The sequence below is a fragment of the Mycolicibacterium houstonense genome (assembly GCF_900078665.2).
Taxonomy (GTDB): domain Bacteria; phylum Actinomycetota; class Actinomycetes; order Mycobacteriales; family Mycobacteriaceae; genus Mycobacterium; species Mycobacterium houstonense.
In genome coordinates this window covers 1,218,349-1,238,460 of the sequence record NZ_LT546207.1, presented here as the reverse complement: position 1 = coordinate 1,238,460, position 20,112 = coordinate 1,218,349, and the positions used below count along the sequence as shown (strand labels likewise).

Below are 20,112 nucleotides of genomic sequence, written 5' to 3'. Positions count from 1 at the left end.
TTTCGACATGGACATGATCCGGGCCGTCCTGGACTTTCTGCCGGCACCGATGCGTGATCCGGTGTTCTTCGCCATCCCGTTCTTCCTGGTGCTGCTGACCGTGGAATGGGTCGCGGCGCGTCGCCTGGAGCACATCGAGTCCGGGCGCGCTCCGGCCGGAGCGTTCGACACCCGCGACGCGTGGACGAGCATCTCGATGGGGTTGGTGTCCATCGCCACCACCGCGGGCTGGAAGCTGCTGGCGCTGTTCGGCTATGCCGCCATCTACGCATACCTGGCACCGTGGCACCTGCCCGGCGATCGGTGGTTCACCTGGGTGATCGCGATTCTCGGGGTCGACCTGCTGTTCTACGCCTATCACCGGATCGCGCACCGGGTTCGGTTGATCTGGGCGACGCATCAGGCCCATCACTCCAGCGAGTACTACAACTTCGCCACCGCGCTGCGGCAGAAATGGAACAACAGTGGCGAGATTGTGGCCTGGATTCCGTTGCCGCTGCTGGGTATTCCGCCGTGGCTGGTGTTCGCCAGCTTCTCGCTGAACCTGGTCTACCAGTTCTGGGTGCACACCGAGCGCGTCGGAAAGCTCTGGCGGCCAATCGAGTTCGTCTTCAACACGCCATCGCACCACCGGGTGCACCACGGCCGCGACCAGCTGTACCTCGACCGCAACTACGGCGGCATCCTGATCGTCTGGGACCGGATGTTCGGCACGTTCCAGCCCGAGGTGTTCCGGCCGCACTACGGGCTGACCAAGCCGGTCGACACCTTCAACATCTGGAAACTGCAGACCCACGAGTACGTGGCGATCGCCCGCGACGTGCGGCGCGCCGGCCGGCTGCGCGATCGGTTGGGCTACGTCTTCGGTCCACCCGGCTGGCAGCCCGCGGCGGTTGCCGAATCTCAACCGGTCGGGTAGTGGTGCGCCGCCCGGCGTCCACCAGACTTATTGGCCGACAGGGGAATTGACGCGAGCTACGATTCGCTCACTCGTCGCCGGCGGCGGAGTCGGTGGCCAGGCCCGGCCGGGATACCCGACACGCGGTGAGCGGCTGATCCGCCCCTCCCACCTGCCGGATTCCGACTGTTTGTGTGACGTTTGAATTCGGGCCGAGCCGAATAGCACCAAAGCAAACTTCAAGTCAGTAAGGTCGACAGAGCCGGGTGCGAAGCCCGGGTCACGGTCACGAAAGGGGTAATGCGTGGGAGACACACTGACCGAAGGACAGAAGCTGGAGAAGGGGGGGTCGCTCACCTCCAACAACGGCGCCTACACGCTGACGTTGCAGGACGACGGCAACCTCGTGTTGTACGCACGCGATCAAGCGGTCTGGTCGACTTCCACCAACGGCCAGGACGTGGTGCGGGCCGAGGTTCAGACCGACGGCAACTTCGTGCTGTATACGCCCGACAAGCCGGTGTGGCACTCGGACACCAAGGGCAAGAAGGACGTCAAGCTGGTTCTGCAGGACGACCGCAACCTGGTGTTGTACGCCGCGGACGGGCCGGCTTGGTCGTCGAAGACCGAGACCTCCGAGCCGCCGCCACCGGCGCCCGAGGCCGCCGCGCCCGAGCCCGAGGTTGNGATTCCCTGACCTGTTACCGATCGACGGCCCGGGCCTACATGGTCCGGGCCGTCGTCGTTTTGCGCGGGGAGAGCAAGGCCTGCGTGCCGAAGTTGCGGTGGGACCGTGGTCGATATCGGTAGGGTGACGATCACACGTCCGTACAACGAGGGAGGCCGGTCGTGCAGTGGCTTGGGGGTGTGATGCGGGCGTTCGCCGCGATCCCGGTGGCGGCTTTGCTGATGGGCCAGGCGCCGGTGGCGGCGGCCGCGGGTTCGCTGGTGTACCCGGGGATGGAGATCCGCCAGGGCACCAACGTCTGCACGCTGGGCTTCGTCGATCCGTTCAGCCGGATCGGGTTCACGGCAGGGCATTGTCGTGGGGACGGGCCGGTGGGTGATCGCGACGGAAACTTCATCGGGCATCAGGGCGCCTTTCGCGACAACACACCCGACGGTGCCACCGTCGACACCAACCACATGATCTCCGATTGGGAGACGATTCAGCTGGCCGGTGACGTCGCGGTCAACAACATCCTGCCGGGCGGCCGGATGCTGGTGGAGGACCCGGCGGTACAGCCGGCGCCCGGGCTGCCGGTCTGCCACTTCGGCGTGGTCACCGGGGAGAGCTGCGGCACCATCCAGGCGGTCAACAACGGTTGGTTCACCATGGCCAACGGGGTGGTCAGCCAGAAGGGTGATTCCGGCGGCCCGGTGTACGTGATCACGCCCGACGGCCGTGCCGCCATCGTCGGGATGTTCAACAGCACGTGGGGCAATTACCCGGCCGCGGTGTCCTGGCAGAATGCCAGCGGCCAGGCGCGCGGTGAGGCCGGGCCCGCGGCCGGTGCGGTATCCAACCTGTCCGGCGGGTAATCCGGGCGGCGCGCCCGACACGTGACAAAACTAGAACACGTTCTAGCTTTCGCGCCCGGTGGGCGATATTCTCATGTCGATGTTTAGTCAGACACCTGTCCAGATTGCCTGGGTGACGGAAAATCTGGACGCCACCGAACGGACCCTGAGCGCACTGCTGGGCGCCCGCCGGTGGGTGCGTATGCCGGCGGTGCACTTCGGCCCGGAGACCTGTAGCTACCGTGGTGAACCCGCCGACTTCGCGGCCGACATCTCGCTCAGCTACGCCGGCGACACCCAACTGGAGCTCATCGCACCGATCAGCGGCCGCAGCGTCTACTCCGAATTCCTGGACCGGCACGGGTCGGGTCTGCATCACGTCTGCATCGAAGCGGCCGACCTGGATTCGTTCGATGCCAAGGTGCGGGCCGCCGAAGCCGACGGGGCGCCGGTGGTGTGTCAGGGGGAGATGCCCGGGGGGATGCGATTCGCCTACCTCTCGGCTCCCGCGGCGGGGGTGCCGTATCTGGAGATCGCCTACATTCCGCCCGAGATCCGGGCGTACTTCGAGTATGTGAAACAGGAGCAGCAGTGAAGGAAATCCCCGAGGCCTTGGTGGCCGCGGACGTGGAATCCTGGTCCGACGAATTCGACGTGGTGGTGGTCGGATTCGGCATCGCCGGAGGCTGCGCGGCGGTCAGTGCCGCGGCGGGTGGGGCTCGGGTGCTGGTGCTGGAGAAGGCCGCCGCGGCCGGCGGCACCACCGCGATGGCGGGCGGGCACTTCTACCTCGGCGGCGGGACCGCGGTGCAGGAGGCCACCGGGCATCCCGACACCGCCGAGGAGATGTACAAGTACCTGGTCGAGGTCTCGCGTGAGCCCGATCTGGAGAAGATCCGTGCGTACTGCGACGACAGCGTCGAGCACTTCAATTGGCTTGAGGCGCTTGGCTTCCAGTTCGAGCGCAGTTTCTACCCGGGCAAGGTCGTGGTGCCGCCGGGCACCGAGGGGCTGTCCTACACCGGCAACGAGAAGGTATGGCCGTTCACCGAGAAGGCCAAGCCCGCGCCCCGCGGCCACTCGGTTCCGGTGCCCGGGGAGCTGGGTGGCGCGGCGATGGTGATCGACCTGCTGCTCAAGCGTGCCGAGGAGTTGGGCGTCACCATCCGCTACGAGGTCGGGGCCACCAACCTGATCGTCGACGGCGGGGCCGTCGTCGGCGTGAAGTGGAAGCACTTCGGCGAAACCGGTTGTGTCAAGGCGAAATCGGTCATCATCACCGCCGGCGGATTTGCCATGAACCCCGAGATGGTGGCCGAGTACACGCCCGCGCTCGGCAGGAAGCGGCGCACCAAGCACCACGGCGAGGTCGAGCCCTACATCCTGGGCAACCCGAACGACGACGGGCTGGGCATCCGGATGGGCGTCTCGGCCGGGGGCGTGGCCAACGGGATGGACCAGCTGTTCATCACCGCCGCGGCCTACCCGCCGGAGATCCTGTTGACCGGCGTCATCGTCAACAACCAGGGGCAGCGCTTCGTCGCCGAGGACTCTTACCACTCGCGCACCTCGGCGTTCGTGCTGCGGCAGCCCGACCAACAGGCCTACCTCATCGTCGACGAGGCGCACATGGAGATGCCGGCCATGCCGCTGATCCAGTTCATCGACGGCTACGAGACGATTGCCGAAGCCGAAGAGGCCCTGGGCATCCCGGCCGGCAACCTGGCGGCGACCCTGCAGCGTTACAACGAGAACGCCGCCAAGGGTGAGGATCCGGACTTCCACAAGCAGCCCGAATACATCGCGGCCCAGGACACCGGCCCGTACGCCGCGTTCGACCTGTCCCTCGGCATCGCGATGTACTCCGGTTTCACCATGGGCGGGCTCACCGTCTCGCTGGACGGCGAGGTGCTGCGGGCGGACGGCAGCGTCATCGCCGGTCTGTACGCGGCGGGTGCCTGCGCATCCAACATCGCCCAGGACGGCGAGGGATACGCCAGCGGCGTGCAACTCGGCGAGGGGTCGTACTTCGGCCGCCGCGCCGGAACCCACGCGGCCGCGCGCTAACCGACCGGCGCGAGCTGCCACCGACCGTCGCCGAGCAGTTCCAGGCGACGGTCGTGGAGCTCGTTCACGCTGTCGCGGTGACTGATGCTGACCACGATGCAGTCGGGCAGGGCGGCACGCAGTGCCGCGTACAACGCGTGCTGCTGACCGGCATCCAGTGCCGAGGTGGCTTCGTCGAGAAACACCGCGCGGGGCCGGGCCAGCAGGACCCGGGCGAACGCGATGCGTTGCTGTTCGCCCGGGGACAGCACCTTTGCCCAATCGGCGTCTTCATCCAACCGAGAGGTGAGGTTCCCCAGCGCGACTGCGTCCAGCGCGGTCCGGATCGCATCGTCGTCGTACGTGCCTGCCGGCGAGGGATAGCAGATCACCGTCCGCAGGTCGCCCAGCGGTGCGTAGGGGAGTTGGGACAGGAACATCACCCCGCCGTGCTCGGGGTAGCGCACCGTCCCCGAGCCGTACGGCCACAACCGGGCCAGACTGCGCAGCAGGGTCGTTTTCCCGGTGCCGGACGGGCCGGTGATGACCAGCGAATCGCCAGGGGCCAGCCGCATGTCGAGATCGCGCAGCAGCAGGGTACCGTCGGGCGATCGCACCTCGACGTTCTCGAGTTCGACGCCGCCGTCGGAACTCACCCCGGTGTCCAAACGCGGTAGGGCCCTTGCCTGTTCGTTGGCGGTGACCAGGCCGTCGAGTCGGATGATGGCGGCCCGGTACCCGGCGAATGCGTCATACACCGACCGGAAGAAACTCAGCGAACTCTGCACCCTGCTGAACGCGCTGGCCGACTGCAGGACGTCGCCGTAGGTCAATTGACCCGCGAACAACCGGGGCGCCTGGATGATCAGGGGGAGGGGATCGATGATCTGGTTGATGGAGCGGTTCCAGCCGAGGAACGCGACGCCGCGGAGGACGAGCCGCCGGTAGTTGGCGATGACCTTGGCGAATCGGTCTGCCAGCGTGGCACGTTCGGTGCGTTCGCCGTGATAGAAGCCAACCGCCTCGGCACCGTCGCGAACCCGCACGAGCGCATACCGGAACGCGGCGTTGGTGAGCGAGTTGCGGAACGTCAGCCGGATGATCGGCCGGCCGATCCAGATCGCCACCACGGTCGTGACCACCACCCACAACAACGCGATCCAGAACAACGCCTTGGGCACCGTCACGCCCAGAAACGTCAACGGCCCGGCCAGATTCCACAGGATCGGGGTGAACGCCACCACCGAGACGATCGAGTAGACCGACCCGAACAGCAGGGTCTGGGCCGTTGCCACGGTGGGGGTGTTGGTTTCGGGACCGGTGCCGGTGGTGAACACGTCGATGTCCTGTTGGATGCGCTGGTCCGGGTTGTCGATCGGGGTACCGCCGAACCCGCCGATGAACCGGCCGCGGTAGTAGGCCCGTTGATCCAGCCAGTCGCCGGTGAGCCGCTCGGTGAGCCACACCCGCCAGCGAATGATGAAGTACTGCATGAGATACAGATCGAGCAAGGTGCGGGTGATGTCGGCCGCCATCAACAGCCCGAAGATCAGGATCGACTGCCAGAAACCGTCAATTCCCGAGCGGCGCACCGCCTCATTGCCCGACCCCGCGCCGGAGAAGGCCACTTGCAGTGCCGTGGTCTGATCGTTCAGGTAGTAGCTGAACAACACGTCCATGCGCACCGAAACCATCACCGACAGCAGCAGCACGCCCAGCAGCGCCCACACCGGAAGGCTCTGGCGCCCAAGGAAATACCCGCCGGTGACACGCCAGAACTGACGGCCCCAGGTGGTGATGCGGGCCAGTACGGCCAGCACGGCCACCAATATCACCGCGCCGATCGCCCACGCCTTGGCCACCCACCACAGTGACGCCAGGATCTCGTTGCCCCAGTCCAGTGACTGGGTGAACATCTCCATACCCCGGGAAGTTACCGGGAACGGGCGCTGCCGGTTGGCTGATCAGGGCCGCTTGACCAGGTTGGCCTCGTCGTCCTCGTCTTCCACCCGGCCCAGCCGCCATTCGCCGTCGCCCAGCAATTCGAGCTCGTGAGTGTGGTGCTGCTCGACCGTGGTGCGGTGGCTGACGCTGACCAGGATGGTCTCGGGCAGTTCGGTACGCACCCGCTGATAGAGCATGAACTCGAGACCTTCGTCGAGCGCCGAGGTCGACTCGTCGAGGAACACCACCTTGGGCTTGACGAGCAGGATCCTGGCGAATGCAATCCGTTGCTGCTCACCGGGAGACAGCACCTTGGCCCAGTCCTGGACTTCGTCGAGCCGGCCGACCAGGTGTGCCAGGGCCACTTCCTCGAGAGTCCGCTTGAGCGTCTCGTCGTCGACCACGCCCTCTTCACCCGGATAGGTGACCACCGCGCGCAGGTCACCCAGCGGGACGTACGGCAGCTGAGACAGGAACATCGTTTCGTTCGGTCCGCACGGGCGGGTCAGTGTGCCCGAGGTGAACGGCCACAACTCGGCGAGGCTGCGCAGCAGCGTGGTCTTGCCGCTGCCGGACGGCCCGGTGATCACCAGCGTGTCGCCCACCTGCAGGTGCAGGTCGAGCGGATTGATGAGCTGGCGGCCGTCGGGTGTGCGGACCTCGACGTCGGTGAGCCGCACCGTCCCGTCCACACACGGTGTCGTGGTCACCTCGGGAAGCTCGCGAGCCTCATTGTTGGCAACGACCAGGCCGTCGAGACGGATGATCGCCGCGCGATAACCGGCGAAGTTGTCGTAGGCGCTGCGGAAGAACGACAAGCCATCCAGCAGACTGCGGAACGCACTCGCGGTCTGCGACAGTGCGCCCAGGGTGATCTCACCGCTGTAGAACCGGGGGAACTGGACCACATACGGAATGAGTTCTTGAGCCTGGTTTACGGAGAGGTTCCAGCCGAGGAACTTGGTCATCCGATTCACGTAACGCTTGTAGTTGTCGACGACGGGCTCGAACAGCCGGCGCAGCCCCGTGCGCTCGGCCAGCTCGCCACGGTAGAACGCCACGGCCTCCGAAGCGTCGCGCAGGCGCACCAGCGCGTAGCGGAACGCCGCGTTGAACTTCTCGTTGTTGAAGGACAGTGTGATGATCGGCCGGCCGATCCAAAACGCAATAATGGTGGCGAACAGGACGTAGGCGATTCCGATCACGAAGATCGCGCGGGGCAGTTCAACACCGATCAGCGGCAGGGTGACCGGACCGGACAGGTTCCACAGAATCGCCGTGAACGAAATCATCGAGGCGATCGCATTGATCGCGCCGAACAGCAGCGTGGCCGTCGAGGTGTTGTTCGGTCGGTTCGGCAGCGAGTCGGTGCTGCCGGTAAAGGTGTCGATGTCAGTTTGGATGCGCTGATCCGGGTTGTCGATCGTGTCGTCGATGAATCGCGCCCGGTAATAGGCTTTTCCGTCCAGCCAGTCACCGGTTAGGTGTTCAGTGAGCCAAGCGCGCCAGCGCAGCATGAACCGTTGCGCCATGTACAGGTCGAGCATGATCCTGGCGACGTTGAGCACCGCCAGAAGCGCGAAGACGGTCAGCGAAAGCCAGAACCCGTCTTTGCCAGACACCTTGACTGCCTCGTTGCCGCTGGAGATGCCGCCGGCGATGACCTGGAAGCTGGTCATCATGTCGTTGCCCTGGAAGCTGAACAGCACCGATAGGCGCACGCCCGTGATCACGGACAGCAGCAGGGCCGCCAGCCACAGCCACACGATCAGACTCTCGCGGCCGACGAAGTATCCGCGGGTGATGCGCCAGTACTGCTTGCCCCACGTGGTGAACCTGGCGAGCAGGAACAGGACCACCATCGTCGACACCGCTGCGATCAGCCATCCTTTGGCGATCCAGACCAGCGATGTCTGCAGCTCGGTGCTCCAGTCGAGTGTCGGGCTGAACATCTCCATGCGGGCAAAGTACCCCCAACAACTGGCAGGAGCCGGGTGGGACGGTGTCCCCGGCGTGCTGCGCCGATCCGGTTCGGGGTCACGCTCAAAGCCATCCGCCGCGTCCGCGTACCGTGAACATGTGCCGAAGACGTCCACCGCCAAACCGGGCCGCTTGAGCAGCAAGTTCTGGAAACTCTTGGGGGCCAGTACCGAGCGCAACCAGGCCCGGTCGCTCTCCGAGGTCAAGGGGGCAGCCGAGTACGAGGAGAAGGCTGCCAAGCTCGATGACGAGCAGCTCACCAAGGCCGCCAAGCTGCTCGAGCTGGAGGAGTTGGCCGCATCGGCCGACATGCCGCAGTTCCTGGCCCTGGCGCGGGAGGCCGCCGAGCGCACCACGGGGTTGCGTCCGTTCGATGTGCAGTTGCTCGCGGCGTTGCGCATGCTCGCCGGCGACGTCGTCGAGATGGCCACCGGCGAGGGCAAGACGCTGTCCGGTGCGATCGCGGCGGCCGGGTACGCGATCGGTGGACGTCACGTGCACGTCATCACCATCAACGACTACCTGGCCCGGCGTGACGCCGAGTGGATGAGCCCGTTGCTGGAGGCGCTGGGGCTCACGGTCGGCTGGATCACCGCCGATTCCACCGCCGACGAGCGGCGCAAGGCCTACGAGTGCGACGTCACCTACGCCTCCGTCAACGAGATCGGCTTCGACGTGCTGCGCGACCAGCTGGTCACCGACGTCGCCGACCTGGTGTCACCCAACCCCGACGTGGCGCTGATCGACGAGGCCGACTCGGTGCTCGTCGACGAGGCGCTGGTGCCGCTGGTGCTGGCCGGTACCAGCCACCGTGAGCAGCCGCGCGTCGAGGTGATCCGGATGGTGGGTGACCTGATCAGCGGACCCGACGCGCACGAGAACTTCGCGACCGACGACGACAACCGCAACGTGCACCTCACCGAGGCGGGCGCCCGCAAGCTCGAGGCCCGACTCGGCGGGATCGACCTCTACTCCGAGGAGCACGTCGCCACCACCCTCACCGAGATCAACGTGGCGTTGCACGCGCACATCCTGCTGCAGCGCGACGTGCACTACATCGTCCGTGACGGCGCGGTACACCTGATCAACGCGTCGCGCGGGCGGATCGCCTCGCTGCAGCGCTGGCCCGACGGACTGCAGGCGGCCGTCGAGGCCAAGGAAGGCATCGACACCACCGAGACCGGCGAGGTGCTCGACACCATCACGGTGCAGGCACTGATCAACCGCTATCCCACCGTGTGTGGCATGACCGGCACCGCGCTGGCCGCCGGTGAACAGCTGCGCCAGTTCTACAAGCTCGGTGTGTCGCCGATCCCGTCGAACAAGCCCAACATCCGCGAGGACGAAACCGACCGGGTGTACCTCACCGAGGCGGCCAAGAACCACGCGATCGTCGAACACATCGCCGAGGTGCACGCGACCGGACAGCCGGTGCTGGTCGGCACCCACGACGTGGCCGAATCCGAGGACCTGCATCGCAGACTGGTCAAGGCCGGGGTCCCGGCCGTCGTGCTCAACGCCAAGAACGACGCCGAGGAAGCAGCCGTGATCGCCGAGGCGGGCAAGCTCGGTTCGGTCACGGTGTCCACCCAGATGGCCGGTCGCGGCACCGACATCCGGCTGGGCGGATCCGATGTCGGCGACGATTCGGACGAGAAGAAGAAGGTCGCCGACCTGGGCGGGCTGCACGTGGTCGGCACGGGCCGCCACCACACCGAGCGCCTGGACAACCAGCTGCGCGGCCGCGCCGGCCGCCAGGGCGACCCGGGCTCGTCGGTGTTCTTCTCCAGCTGGGAGGACGAGGTGGTGGCCTCGCACCTGGACGACACCAAGCTGCCCACCGAGACCGACGAGGACGGCCGGATCATCGCGCCCAAGGCGGCCGGTCTGCTCGACCACGCCCAGCGGGTCGCCGAGGGCAGGCTGCTCGACGTGCACGCCAACACCTGGCGGTACAACCAGCTGATCGCCCAGCAGCGCGCGATCATCGTGGACCGTCGCGAAACCCTGCTGCGCACCGACACCGCCCGCCAAGAGCTGCAGGCCCGCTCGCCGGAGCGGTACGAGAAGCTGATCAAGGAGCTGCGCGCGCGGGGAGCACAGGAATCGGACGGCGAGGACGCCGAGGAGAAGCTGACCAAGATCTGCCGGCTGATCATGCTGTACCACCTGGACCGCGGCTGGTGTGACCACCTGGCGTTCCTCGCCGACATCCGCGAGAGCATCCACCTGCGGGCGCTGGGCCGGCAGAACCCCCTCGACGAGTTCCACCGGATGGCCGTCGACGCGTTCGCCTCGCTCGCGGCCGACGCCATCGAGGCTGCCCAGCAGACCTTCGACACGGCCGAGGAGATCGAGGACGAGCCGGGCATCGATCTGTCCAAGCTCGCGCGGCCGACCTCGACGTGGACCTACATGGTTCACGACAACCCGCTCAACGACGACACCATGTCGGCCCTGAGCCTGCCGGGTGTATTCCGCTAGGTTTTAGTCATGGACCACGCGCCTGCTCCGGAGGGCAGGAGCGCGCCGGCGCCGGCTGCCGCACCGTCTTCGTCGGATCGCGTGCTGACCGTGCCGAACGCGCTCAGTGTGCTGCGCCTGGTGTTGGTGCCGGTGTTCCTCTGGTTGCTGTTCGGCGCGCACGCATACGGCTGGGCCGTCGCGATCCTGATGTTCAGCGGCTTCTCGGACTGGGCCGACGGCAAGATCGCGCGGCTGGTGGACAACCAGTCCTCGCGTCTGGGTGAACTGCTCGACCCGCTCGTCGACCGCATCTACATGGTGACCGTCCCGGTGGCACTGGCCTTCGCCGGCGTGGTGCCGTGGTGGATCGTGGCCACCCTGCTGGGCCGGGATGCGGTGCTGGCCGCCACCCTGCCGCTGCTGCGCAGCCGGGGCCTGACCGCGCTGCCGGTGACCTATCTGGGCAAGGCCGCCACGTTCGCGCTGATGTCGGGTTTCCCCTGGGTGCTGTTGGGGCAGTGGGACGCGACGTGGAGCCGCGTGGCACTGGCCTGCGGATGGGCCTTCCTGCTGTGGGGCGTGGCGCTGTACCTGTGGTCGGCCGTGCTGTACCTGATCCAGGTCGCGATGGTGGTGCGACGACTTCCGGTCAGCCGGCCATGAGCACCCTCGGCGGCTACGAGTCGGGGGCCGGGCTCAACGACCACGAGGCCCACGCGCCCAAGCGCATTCCGGTGCCGTCGCTGCTGCGTTCGCTGCTCTCGGAACACCTCGATCCCGGCTATGCCGCGGCCGCAGCGGCCCGCGCATCCGGTGACCGGCCGCGGCGGCGGGCCACCGATCTCGGCTGGATGCNGCAGCAGGCTCGGTATGGACGAGAACGGCCAGCAGCTGCTCGGCAGCCTGGACACCGCCAACGTCGAGGCGGCGGCCGTCGGCATGATCGGTCCCGGGCTGACCGTCACGGTGACCGACCCCGGGCTGTCCAAGGATCTCAGCGACGTGTCCAAACAGCGGGTCGCCGGTTCCCAGCAGGTCATCCTCGACCGGGACCTGCAGCTGGTGGTGAATTCGTTGTGGGCCAGTGGCGCCGAAGCGGTTTCGGTGGGCGGCGTGCGGGTGGGCGCGGGCGTCACGATCCGGCAGGCCGGCGGTGGCATTCTGGTCGACAATCAGCCGATCACCAGTCCGTATGCCATTGTGGCCATCGGACCACCGAAGGGAATGGCCGACACGTTCGACCGCACTCCGGGTCTGCAACGGCTCCGGCTGCTGGAGACCTCCTACGGGGTCGGGGTGAACGTGAGTGAGGGGGACGGCCTGTCCGTGCCCGCGGTTTCGGTACGAGATGTCAACTTCGCCAAACAGATTGGATAGGCCTGACGTGCACAGGATTGACCGTTAGATGATCGGGATCGTCGCTCTGGTCGTCGGGATCGTGCTCGGGTTGGTGTTCCACCCCAGCGTTCCCGAGTTCGTCGAGCCGTACCTGCCGATCGCCGTGGTGGCCGCCCTCGATGCGGTGTTCGGCGGGTTGCGGGCTTACCTGGAGCGGATATTCGACGCCAAGGTCTTCGTCGTGTCGTTCGTGTTCAACGTGTTGGTGGCGGCGCTCATCGTCTACGTCGGCGATCAACTGGGGGTCGGCACCCAGTTGTCGACGGCGATCATCGTGGTGCTCGGCATCCGGATCTTCGGCAACGCCGCCGCGCTGCGGCGCAGACTGTTCGGCGCCTGACATGACCGATCACGATCCCGCCCGGGAAACCGAACCGGACAAGCCCGAACGTCAGGCCGAACCGCGGGCCGAACATCGCGCCGAGCACCACGCGGAACACCACGGCCGCCACGAGATGCCTCCCGACGTCTCGCCACGCCGGTTCCGGAATCTGCGAATCGTGCGCCGCAGCCGCTCACAGTTGGTGTTCGGCGCGCTCGGGGTGCTGTTGTGCGTCCTGCTGGGTATGGCGATCGTCACGCAGGTGCGCCAGAACGAGTCCGGAGATTCGCTGGAGACCGCCCGGCCGGCCGATCTGCTGGTGCTGCTGGATTCGCTGCAGCAACGTGAGGCCTCGCTCAACACCGAGGTGGCCGACCTGCAGCGCACCCTCCAACAACTGCAGGCGTCGGGCAGCAGCGATCAGGCCGCGATCGAGAATGCCCAGGCCCGGTTGGAGGCGCTGTCCATCCAGATCGGGACGGTGGCCGCGACGGGCCCGGGAGTGACGCTCACCATAGAAGACAACGCGCCCGGCGTGCCCGCCGAGACCATGCTCGACGTGATCAACGAGCTGCGCGCGGCCGGCGCGGAGGCCATCGAGATCCGCGGCGGCGATCAGCAATCCGCCGTGCGCGTCGGTATCGACACCTGGATCGTCGGCACCCCGGGTGCGCTCACCGCCGACAACGTGACCCTGCGGCCGCCGTATTCGGTTCTGGCCATTGGGGATCCGCCGACCCTCGCGGCGGCGATGAACATTCCCGGCGGGGCAATGGACAGCGTCAAGCGGGTCGGCGGCACGATGGTGGTACAACAGGCCGAGCGGGTCGACGTCACCGCCTTGCGGCAACCGAAACCTCGCCAATACGCTCAGCCCGTCAAGTGAGCAGCAACCAACCCGCCGGACAATAAGGAGCGCCGTGAGCGAGATCCCAGCCGACCTGTACTACACCTCGGAGCACGAGTGGGTGTTGCGCACCGGTGACGACACGGTACGAGTCGGTATCACCGATTACGCGCAGTCCGCGCTCGGCGATGTGGTGTTCGTCCAACTGCCCGACGTCGGGGCCCAACTGGCCGCCGGTGACGCCTTCGGCGAGGTCGAGTCGACCAAGTCGGTGTCGGACCTGTACGCCCCGGTCGCCGCGAAAGTCGTTGCCGTCAACGGTGATCTGGACAGCAGCCCTCAGCTCGTCAATTCCGATCCCTACGGCGAAGGCTGGCTGGTCGATCTGCGGCTCGAGGAGGGCACCCTCGACGACGCCCTGGCCGGTTTGCTCGACGCGGACGGCTACCGCGCCGCCGTGACCGAGTGAGGGGTTGTTAGGGTTTCGAAGGCCGGTCGCCGAGACCGGTTCGGCCGTGCCCGGCGCGCAGATATCTCCCCATCGGATCCGGCGGTGGTGGACACAACGATGCCTGATGCGCGGTACGGTCGACGTGAGACCGACGATGGGCTGGGGCCACGCCGGGCAACGCCACAGCAGCCAGTGAGGAGCAGCGGGTGACGGACAAAGACAGCAATTCGGGGGCCGACCAGTCGTCGGAAGACGTGACGGTGGAAACCACATCGGTTTTCCGCGCGGACTTCCTCAACGAACTGGATGCACCCGCAGCGGCAGGTACCGAAGGCGCCGTGTCCGGCGTCGAGGGCCTGCCCGCGGGTTCGGCGTTGCTCGTCGTCAAGCGTGGACCGAATGCCGGCTCGCGTTTCCTGCTCGATCAGCCGACCACCTCGGCCGGGCGTCATCCGGACAGCGACATCTTCCTCGACGATGTCACCGTGAGCCGCCGTCACGCCGAGTTCCGGTTGGAGAGCGGCGAGTTCCAGGTTGTCGACGTCGGCAGCCTCAACGGCACGTACGTGAACCGTGAGCCGGTCGATTCGGCCGTCCTCGCCAACGGTGACGAGGTGCAGATCGGGAAGTTCCGCCTGGTGTTCCTCACCGGTCCCCGGTCTGACGACGACAGCAGCCCGACCAGCTAGCCGATGACTGCCCCCGACAGACCTGCACTGGCCGGGATGTCGATCGGCGCAGTGCTGGACCTGCTGCGGGGCGACTTTCCGGACGTCACGATCTCGAAGATCCGGTTCCTGGAAGCCGAGGGGCTGGTCACGCCGCAGCGCACTGCGTCGGGGTACCGGCGGTTCACCGCGTACGACTGTGCGCGGCTGCGGTTCATCCTGACCGCCCAGCGTGACCAGTACCTTCCGTTGAAGGTGATCAAGGCACAGCTGGACGCTCAACCCGATGGTGAGTTGCCGCAGGCCGGATCCGCCTACGGGGTGCCACGTTTGGTGCCGGTGTCCGAAGGTGAGGGCGGGGGAGAAGACGGGGTGGACGGCGCCGCCGGGGTTTCGGGGGTGGCGCCGACCCAGGTGCGGCTGTCCCGTGAAGATCTGTTGGCCCGGTCGGGCATCGACGAGGAGATGCTGGGCGCGCTGGTGCGCAACGGCATCATCACCGCCGGGCCCGCCGGGTTTTTCGACGAACACTCCGTGGTGATCGCCCAGTGCGCGCGCGCACTGGGCGACTACGGGGTGGAGCCGCGGCACCTGCGGGCTTTCCGTTCCGCCGCGGACCGGCAATCCGACCTGATCGCCCAGATCGCCGGCCCAGTGGTCAAGGCGGGCAAGGCCGGAGCTCGCGACCGGGCCGACGACCTGGCGCGTGAGGTGGCCGCGCTGGCGATCACCTTGCACACGTCTCTGATCAAGTCAGCCGTACGCGACGTTCTGGATCGCTGAGGACTAGACTTCGTTTGACGGCTAATTCGTCATCGTCGGGTCCTGGCGATCGGTGCTGGCGAATGGTGCGACGGACGAAAAATCGACGAAACGGCACGGCGGTGCGGAGGGCAGGCACAGATGGCTGAGGTTCGTGTGGTCGGCATTCGGGTGGAACAGCCGCAGAACCAGCCCGTGTTGCTTCTGCGGGAATCCAACGGTGACCGGTACCTGCCGATCTGGATCGGCCAGTCGGAGGCCGCCGCGATCGCGCTGGAACAGCAGGGTGTCGAGCCCGCCCGGCCGCTCACCCACGACCTCATCCGAGATGTCATTGCCGCCCTTGGGCATTCCCTCAAAGAGGTGCGGATCGTCGACCTGCAAGAAGGCACCTTCTACGCCGATCTGATCTTCGACCGCGACATCACGGTGTCGGCCAGGCCGTCGGATTCGGTGGCCATCGCCCTGCGCGTCGGTGTGCCGATCTACGTGGAGGAGGCGGTGCTGGCCGAGGCCGGCCTGCTGATCCCGGACGAGAACGACGACGAGGCCGCAGGCACGGTGCGTGAGGACGAGGTGGAGAAGTTCAAGGAGTTCCTCGACAGCGTGTCGCCGGACGACTTCAAGGCGACATGACCGTCGCCCGCGCCGCCGCACCGTCGCAGGTTACGGATACGTCTCAACTGGGCATACCGGTGTCGACACGCGGCGCGGGAGTTATTCGAGCGGGAATTCGGGCCCCATACTTTCTTGGCAGCGGGCGATCAGGACCCGGCGGGAAGCGTATGCTCGACACATTCGAGCTCGCAGCAAACCGCCGTGTCAGAGATCGCCGCGGCATAAGACGTAGCAGTACGGTGCGGGCGAGTTCGATCGGCGAGAGGATTCACAGTGGGTGACACGCCACGGCAGGAAGAGTTGGATCTGACCACCGGAAGCGGTGCGGAGCCGCCTGTCAGGCCGGCCGGCGAACCCGTGCAGGGCGGGCTGTTCCCCGACGACTCGGTGCCTGACGAACTCGTCGGCTACCGCGGTCCGAGCGCCTGCCAGATCGCCGGTATCACCTACCGGCAGCTGGACTACTGGGCCCGCACCTCGCTGGTGGTGCCCTCCATCCGAGGCGCGGCCGGCTCGGGCAGCCAGCGGCTGTACTCGTTCAAGGACATCCTGGTCCTCAAGATCGTCAAGCGGCTGCTGGACACCGGTATCTCGCTGCACAACATCCGGGTCGCGGTGGACCATCTCCGTCAGCGCGGTGTCCAGGACCTGGCCAACATCACCCTGTTCTCCGACGGCACCACGGTGTACGAGTGCACCTCGGCCGAGGAGGTCGTGGATCTGCTGCAGGGCGGACAGGGCGTCTTTGGTATCGCGGTGTCGGGCGCGATGCGCGAACTGACCGGCGCGATCGCCGATTTCCCAGGTGAGCGGGCCGACGGTGGCGAGTCCATCGCCGCCCCCGAGGACGAGCTGGCCTCACGGCGCAAGAGCCGCGACCGCAAGATCGGCTGAAACCCCTCACCGACTGACGCTTGGGTGCCCCGGAACCGCTGGTTCCGGGGCACTGTGTGTCTGGTCGCAGGAATGCGGAACAGCCGGTGAACGCCCGGTAAGATGAGCGGCGCATCGCCCTCGTGCGGGAGAGCTTCGTGACAGCCAGCCACGGACGCCGAAGGAGCAATACCTCTCCGTCAACCTCTCAGGCACCCAGGACCGCGCCAGGCCCCGATGCCTCTGGAAAGTGGTGTCCGGCTGGGCACCCGCCCATGGGGAAAGGCCCTGCGACCGGGGCTGAATCTCTCAGGCGCCCGGACCGGGTCGACGACAGAGGGAGAGGGCCGCTACGACGTCCGAGCACGTCTGCGCCTCAGGAGAGTGTCGTGTCCGACCAGCATCTACCGCGCTTCGCCGACCGTCATATCGGCCCGGACCCCGCCGCCGTGGGCACCATGCTCGACGTGATCGGCGTGGCGTCCCTCGACGAACTCGCCGCCAAGGCGCTGCCCGCAGGCATCCTCGACGCGCTGGCGGCCGACGGGGTGGCCCCCGGTCTGGATGTGCTGCCGGCGCCGGCCACCGAGGAGCAGGCGCTGACCGAGCTCCGGGCGCTGGCCGATTCCAACACCACCGCGGTGTCGATGATCGGCCAGGGTTACTTCGACACCTTCACGCCCGCCGTCTTGCGGCGCAACATTCTCGAGAACCCGGCCTGGTACACCGCGTACACGCCGTACCAGCCCGAGATCAGCCAGGGCCGCCTCGAGATACTGCTCAACTTCCAGACCATGGTGTGCGACCTGACCGGGCTCGAGGTGGCCAACGCCTCAATGCTCGACGAGGGCACCGCCGCGGCCGAGGCCATGACCCTGATGCACCGGGCCTCCAAGTCCAAGTCGAACCGCCTGGTGGTCGACACCGACATGTACGCCCAGACCGCGGCCGTGCTGGCCACGCGGGCCGAGCCGCTCGGCATCGAGATCGTGACCACCGACCTGCGCCAGGGCCTTCCGGACGGCGAGTTCTTCGGCGTCATCGTGCAGCTACCGGGCGCCAGCGGGTGCCTGGCGGATTGGACCGGCCTGGTCTCCGACGCACACGACCGTGGTGCCCTGGTTGCCGTCGGCGCCGACCTGCTGGCGCTGACGCTGATCACCCCGCCCGGTGAGTTCGGGGCCGACGTCGCCTTCGGCACCAGCCAACGTTTCGGTGTGCCAATGGGATTCGGCGGTCCGCATGCCGGTTACCTGGCGGTGCACGCCAAGCACGCCCGACAGTTGCCCGGCCGGTTGGTCGGTGTGTCGGTCGATGCCGACGGGTCGCCGGCCTACCGGCTGGCGCTGCAGACCCGCGAGCAACACATCCGCCGCGACAAGGCGACCAGCAACATCTGTACCGCTCAGGTGTTGCTGGCGGTGATGGCCGCGACCTATGCCAGTTACCACGGGGCCGAGGGATTGACCGCTATCGCTCGCCGCGTGCACGCCCATGCCGAGGCGATCGCGGCCGCCCTCGGCGACGCACTGGTGCACGACACGTTCTTCGACACCGTGCTGGCCCGGGTGCCGGGCCGGGCCGATGAGGTGGTCGCGGCGGCCAAGGCCAAGGGGATCAACCTGTGGCGGGTCGACGCCGACCATGTCTCGGTGTCCTGCGATGAGGCCACGACGGGGGAGCATGTGGCGGCGGTGCTGGAGGCCTTCGGAGCCGCCCCGGCGGCGACATCGGATGCCGGAGCCGCCCCGGCGGCGACATCGNATGATGCGCTACCTGCGATCGTTGGCGGACAAGGACATTGCCCTCGACCGCAGCATGATCCCGCTGGGCTCGTGCACCATGAAGCTCAACGCGGCCGCCGAGATGGAGCCGATCACCTGGCCGGAGTTCGGCCGTCAGCATCCGTTCGCGCCGGCCTCGGACAACCCGGGACTGCGCAAGCTCATCGCCGACCTGCAGAACTGGCTCACCGGGATCACCGGATATGACCAGATCTCGTTGCAGCCCAACGCCGGATCGCAGGGCGAGTACGCCGGACTCCTGGCGATCAAGGCCTACCACGAGTCCCGCGGGGACACCGACCGTGACCTGTGCCTGATCCCGTCGAGCGCGCACGGCACCAACGCGGCGTCGGCGGCGCTGGCCGGCATGCGCGTGGTGGTGGTGGCCTGCCGTGAGAACGGTGATGTCGACCTCGACGACCTGCGCGCCAAGATCGCCGAACATGCGGATCGGATTGCGGCGCTGATGATCACGTACCCGTCGACGCACGGGGTGTACGAGCACGACGTCGCCGACATCTGTGCGGCGGTGCATGACGTGGGCGGTCAGGTCTACGTCGACGGTGCCAACCTCAACGCGCTGGTCGGGCTGGCCCGGCCGGGCAAGTTCGGCGGCGACGTCAGCCATCTGAACCTGCACAAGACGTTCTGCATCCCGCACGGCGGCGGCGGTCCCGGCGTCGGTCCGGTCGCGGTGCGCTCGCATCTGGCCCCGTTCCTGCCGGGCCATCCGCTGGCCGACGAACTGCCCGACGAGCACACCGTCTCGTCGGCGCCGTACGGGTCCGCCTCGATCCTGCCGATCACCTGGGCCTACATCCGGATGATGGGTGCGGCTGGTCTGCGCGAGGCCACCCTGACCGCGATCGCGTCGGCCAACTACGTGGCGCGCCGGCTCGACGAGTACTACCCGGTGCTCTACACCGGGGAGAACGGCATGGTGGCCCACGAGTGCATCCTGGATCTGCGTGCCATCACCAAGGCCACCGGTGTGACCGTGGACGATGTGGCAAAGCGGCTGGCGGACTACGGCTTCCACGCGCCGACCATGAGTTTCCCGGTGGCGGGCACGTTGATGGTCGAGCCGACCGAAAGCGAGAGCCTGGCCGAGGTCGACGCGTTCTGCGACGCGATGATCGCCATCCGCGCCGAGATCGACAAAGTCGGAGCCGGTGTCTGGACTGTCGAGGACAACCCCTTGCGTAACGCCCCGCACACCGCGGAGTGCCTGTTGGTCGCAGAGTGGAATCACCCGTACACCCGTGAGCAGGCCGCGTACCCGCTGGGCAAGGGCTTCCGTCCGAAGGTGTGGCCGCCGGTGCGGCGCATCGACGGGGCATATGGTGACCGGAACCTGGTGTGCTCCTGCCCGCCGGTCGAGGCGTTCGCGTAGCGCGCCAAACAGCTGGAGCGTTCGCGTAGCGCGCTTGGTGTGTCGGTTTCTACCTCAGGGCTTGTACGGCCGCGGCGAACAGCCCTGGGGTGGAAAGTGGCGCATCGCCGTATCGCAGCATGGCGCATCGCCGCATACCTG

At 67.1% G+C, this 20,112-nt stretch carries 15 protein-coding genes, 3 pseudogenes and 1 riboswitch; of the genes and pseudogenes, 16 read left to right on the top strand and 2 right to left on the bottom strand.

Features of this window, described 5'->3' with window-relative positions; all coding sequences use genetic code 11:
* Positions 1-7 precede the first annotated feature (7 nt).
* The 5 genes and pseudogenes from BN4332_RS06165 to BN4332_RS06145 all read left to right on the top strand — a co-directional run bounded on the left by BN4332_RS06165 (position 8) and on the right by BN4332_RS06145 (position 4,486).
* A complete protein-coding gene (locus BN4332_RS06165; RefSeq protein WP_066897655.1) occupies positions 8-919 on the top strand; it encodes a sterol desaturase family protein in 912 nt (303 codons plus the stop codon).
* A 283-nt stretch (positions 920-1,202) separates the two neighbouring features.
* A pseudogene (locus BN4332_RS06160) lies at positions 1,203-1,574 on the top strand (LysM peptidoglycan-binding domain-containing protein); the annotation flags it as partial.
* Between the two features lie 194 nt (positions 1,575-1,768).
* Positions 1,769-2,440, top strand: a complete 672-nt coding sequence (locus BN4332_RS06155) for an Rv1815 family serine proteinase (protein ID WP_096866840.1) — start codon at positions 1,769-1,771, stop codon at positions 2,438-2,440.
* A gap of 79 nt (positions 2,441-2,519) precedes the next feature.
* The gene (locus BN4332_RS06150; protein WP_066897676.1) at positions 2,520-3,014 is read left to right on the top strand and encodes a VOC family protein; all 495 of its coding nucleotides are present in this window, start codon (positions 2,520-2,522) and stop codon (positions 3,012-3,014) included.
* Positions 3,011-4,486: an FAD-binding protein gene (locus BN4332_RS06145; RefSeq protein WP_066897654.1), complete on the top strand. Its 1,476-nt coding sequence runs from the start codon at positions 3,011-3,013 to the stop codon at positions 4,484-4,486. Before BN4332_RS06150 ends, BN4332_RS06145 begins: the two co-directional genes overlap by 4 nt.
* Here BN4332_RS06145 and BN4332_RS06140 read toward each other — a convergent pair.
* On the bottom strand, positions 4,483-6,387 hold the full coding sequence (locus BN4332_RS06140) for an ABC transporter ATP-binding protein/permease (protein WP_066897653.1): 1,905 nt from the start codon (positions 6,385-6,387) through the stop codon (positions 4,483-4,485). The genes BN4332_RS06145 and BN4332_RS06140 overlap by 4 nt on opposite strands.
* Positions 6,388-6,429: 42 nt before the next feature.
* Complete coding sequence (locus BN4332_RS06135; protein ID WP_066897652.1) at positions 6,430-8,367, bottom strand: ABC transporter ATP-binding protein/permease; 1,938 nt, start codon at positions 8,365-8,367, stop codon at positions 6,430-6,432.
* Between the two features lie 121 nt (positions 8,368-8,488).
* Here BN4332_RS06135 and secA2 point away from each other — a divergent pair, with 121 nt between their 5' ends.
* The 11 genes and pseudogenes from secA2 (at position 8,489) to BN4332_RS06080 (ending at position 19,971) form a co-directional block, all read left to right on the top strand.
* Positions 8,489-10,873, top strand: a complete 2,385-nt coding sequence (gene secA2, locus BN4332_RS06130; RefSeq protein ID WP_066897651.1) for an accessory Sec system translocase SecA2 — start codon at positions 8,489-8,491, stop codon at positions 10,871-10,873.
* A gap of 9 nt (positions 10,874-10,882) precedes the next feature.
* The gene (locus BN4332_RS06125; RefSeq protein WP_066897650.1) at positions 10,883-11,518 is read left to right on the top strand and encodes a CDP-alcohol phosphatidyltransferase family protein; all 636 of its coding nucleotides are present in this window, start codon (positions 10,883-10,885) and stop codon (positions 11,516-11,518) included.
* Positions 11,515-12,232 (top strand): annotated as a pseudogene (locus BN4332_RS06120) (DUF881 domain-containing protein). Before BN4332_RS06125 ends, BN4332_RS06120 begins: the two are co-directional and overlap by 4 nt.
* Positions 12,233-12,260: 28 nt before the next feature.
* A complete protein-coding gene (locus tag BN4332_RS06115) occupies positions 12,261-12,593 on the top strand; it encodes a small basic family protein (RefSeq protein WP_003882035.1) in 333 nt (110 codons plus the stop codon).
* A 115-nt stretch (positions 12,594-12,708) separates the two neighbouring features.
* Positions 12,709-13,461, top strand: a complete 753-nt coding sequence (locus BN4332_RS06110) for a DUF881 domain-containing protein (RefSeq protein ID WP_066897675.1) — start codon at positions 12,709-12,711, stop codon at positions 13,459-13,461.
* Between the two features lie 34 nt (positions 13,462-13,495).
* On the top strand, positions 13,496-13,891 hold the full coding sequence (gene gcvH, locus BN4332_RS06105) for a glycine cleavage system protein GcvH (RefSeq protein ID WP_066897649.1): 396 nt from the start codon (positions 13,496-13,498) through the stop codon (positions 13,889-13,891).
* 188 nt (positions 13,892-14,079) lie between these two features.
* Positions 14,080-14,562, top strand: coding sequence for a glycogen accumulation regulator GarA (gene garA, locus BN4332_RS06100; protein WP_066897648.1), 483 nt, complete (start codon positions 14,080-14,082; stop codon positions 14,560-14,562).
* Positions 14,563-14,565: 3 nt separating this feature from the next.
* On the top strand, positions 14,566-15,324 hold the full coding sequence (ftsR, locus tag BN4332_RS06095) for a transcriptional regulator FtsR (RefSeq protein ID WP_066897647.1): 759 nt from the start codon (positions 14,566-14,568) through the stop codon (positions 15,322-15,324).
* 120 nt (positions 15,325-15,444) lie between these two features.
* Positions 15,445-15,939 carry a bifunctional nuclease family protein gene (locus BN4332_RS06090; RefSeq protein WP_066897646.1) on the top strand — a complete coding sequence of 165 codons (495 nt, stop codon included), beginning with the start codon at positions 15,445-15,447 and terminating at the stop codon, positions 15,937-15,939.
* A 255-nt stretch (positions 15,940-16,194) separates the two neighbouring features.
* Positions 16,195-16,815: a MerR family transcriptional regulator gene (locus BN4332_RS06085; protein WP_066897645.1), complete on the top strand. Its 621-nt coding sequence runs from the start codon at positions 16,195-16,197 to the stop codon at positions 16,813-16,815.
* Between the two features lie 115 nt (positions 16,816-16,930).
* Positions 16,931-17,029: riboswitch (glycine riboswitch) on the top strand.
* A gap of 154 nt (positions 17,030-17,183) precedes the next feature.
* Positions 17,184-19,971, top strand: a pseudogene (locus BN4332_RS06080) (aminomethyl-transferring glycine dehydrogenase).
* Positions 19,972-20,112: the final 141 nt, after the last annotated feature.

What these genes read in the sequence shown, in the direction of transcription:
- BN4332_RS06165 (WP_066897655.1), top strand. Translation starts at nt 8, where the DNA reads ATGGACATGATCCGGGCCGTCCTGGACTTTCTGCCGGCACCGATGCGT.
- BN4332_RS06155 (WP_096866840.1), top strand. Translation starts at nt 1,769, where the DNA reads ATGCGGGCGTTCGCCGCGATCCCGGTGGCGGCTTTGCTGATGGGCCAG.
- BN4332_RS06115 (WP_003882035.1), top strand. Translation starts at nt 12,261, where the DNA reads ATGATCGGGATCGTCGCTCTGGTCGTCGGGATCGTGCTCGGGTTGGTG.
- ftsR (WP_066897647.1), top strand. Translation starts at nt 14,566, where the DNA reads ATGACTGCCCCCGACAGACCTGCACTGGCCGGGATGTCGATCGGCGCA.
- BN4332_RS06125 (WP_066897650.1), top strand. Translation starts at nt 10,883, where the DNA reads ATGGACCACGCGCCTGCTCCGGAGGGCAGGAGCGCGCCGGCGCCGGCT.
- BN4332_RS06110 (WP_066897675.1), top strand. Translation starts at nt 12,709, where the DNA reads ATGCCTCCCGACGTCTCGCCACGCCGGTTCCGGAATCTGCGAATCGTG.
- BN4332_RS06135 (WP_066897652.1), bottom strand. Translation starts at nt 8,367, where the DNA reads ATGGAGATGTTCAGCCCGACACTCGACTGGAGCACCGAGCTGCAGACA.
- BN4332_RS06140 (WP_066897653.1), bottom strand. Translation starts at nt 6,387, where the DNA reads ATGGAGATGTTCACCCAGTCACTGGACTGGGGCAACGAGATCCTGGCG.
- BN4332_RS06150 (WP_066897676.1), top strand. Translation starts at nt 2,520, where the DNA reads ATGTTTAGTCAGACACCTGTCCAGATTGCCTGGGTGACGGAAAATCTG.
- BN4332_RS06090 (WP_066897646.1), top strand. Translation starts at nt 15,445, where the DNA reads ATGGCTGAGGTTCGTGTGGTCGGCATTCGGGTGGAACAGCCGCAGAAC.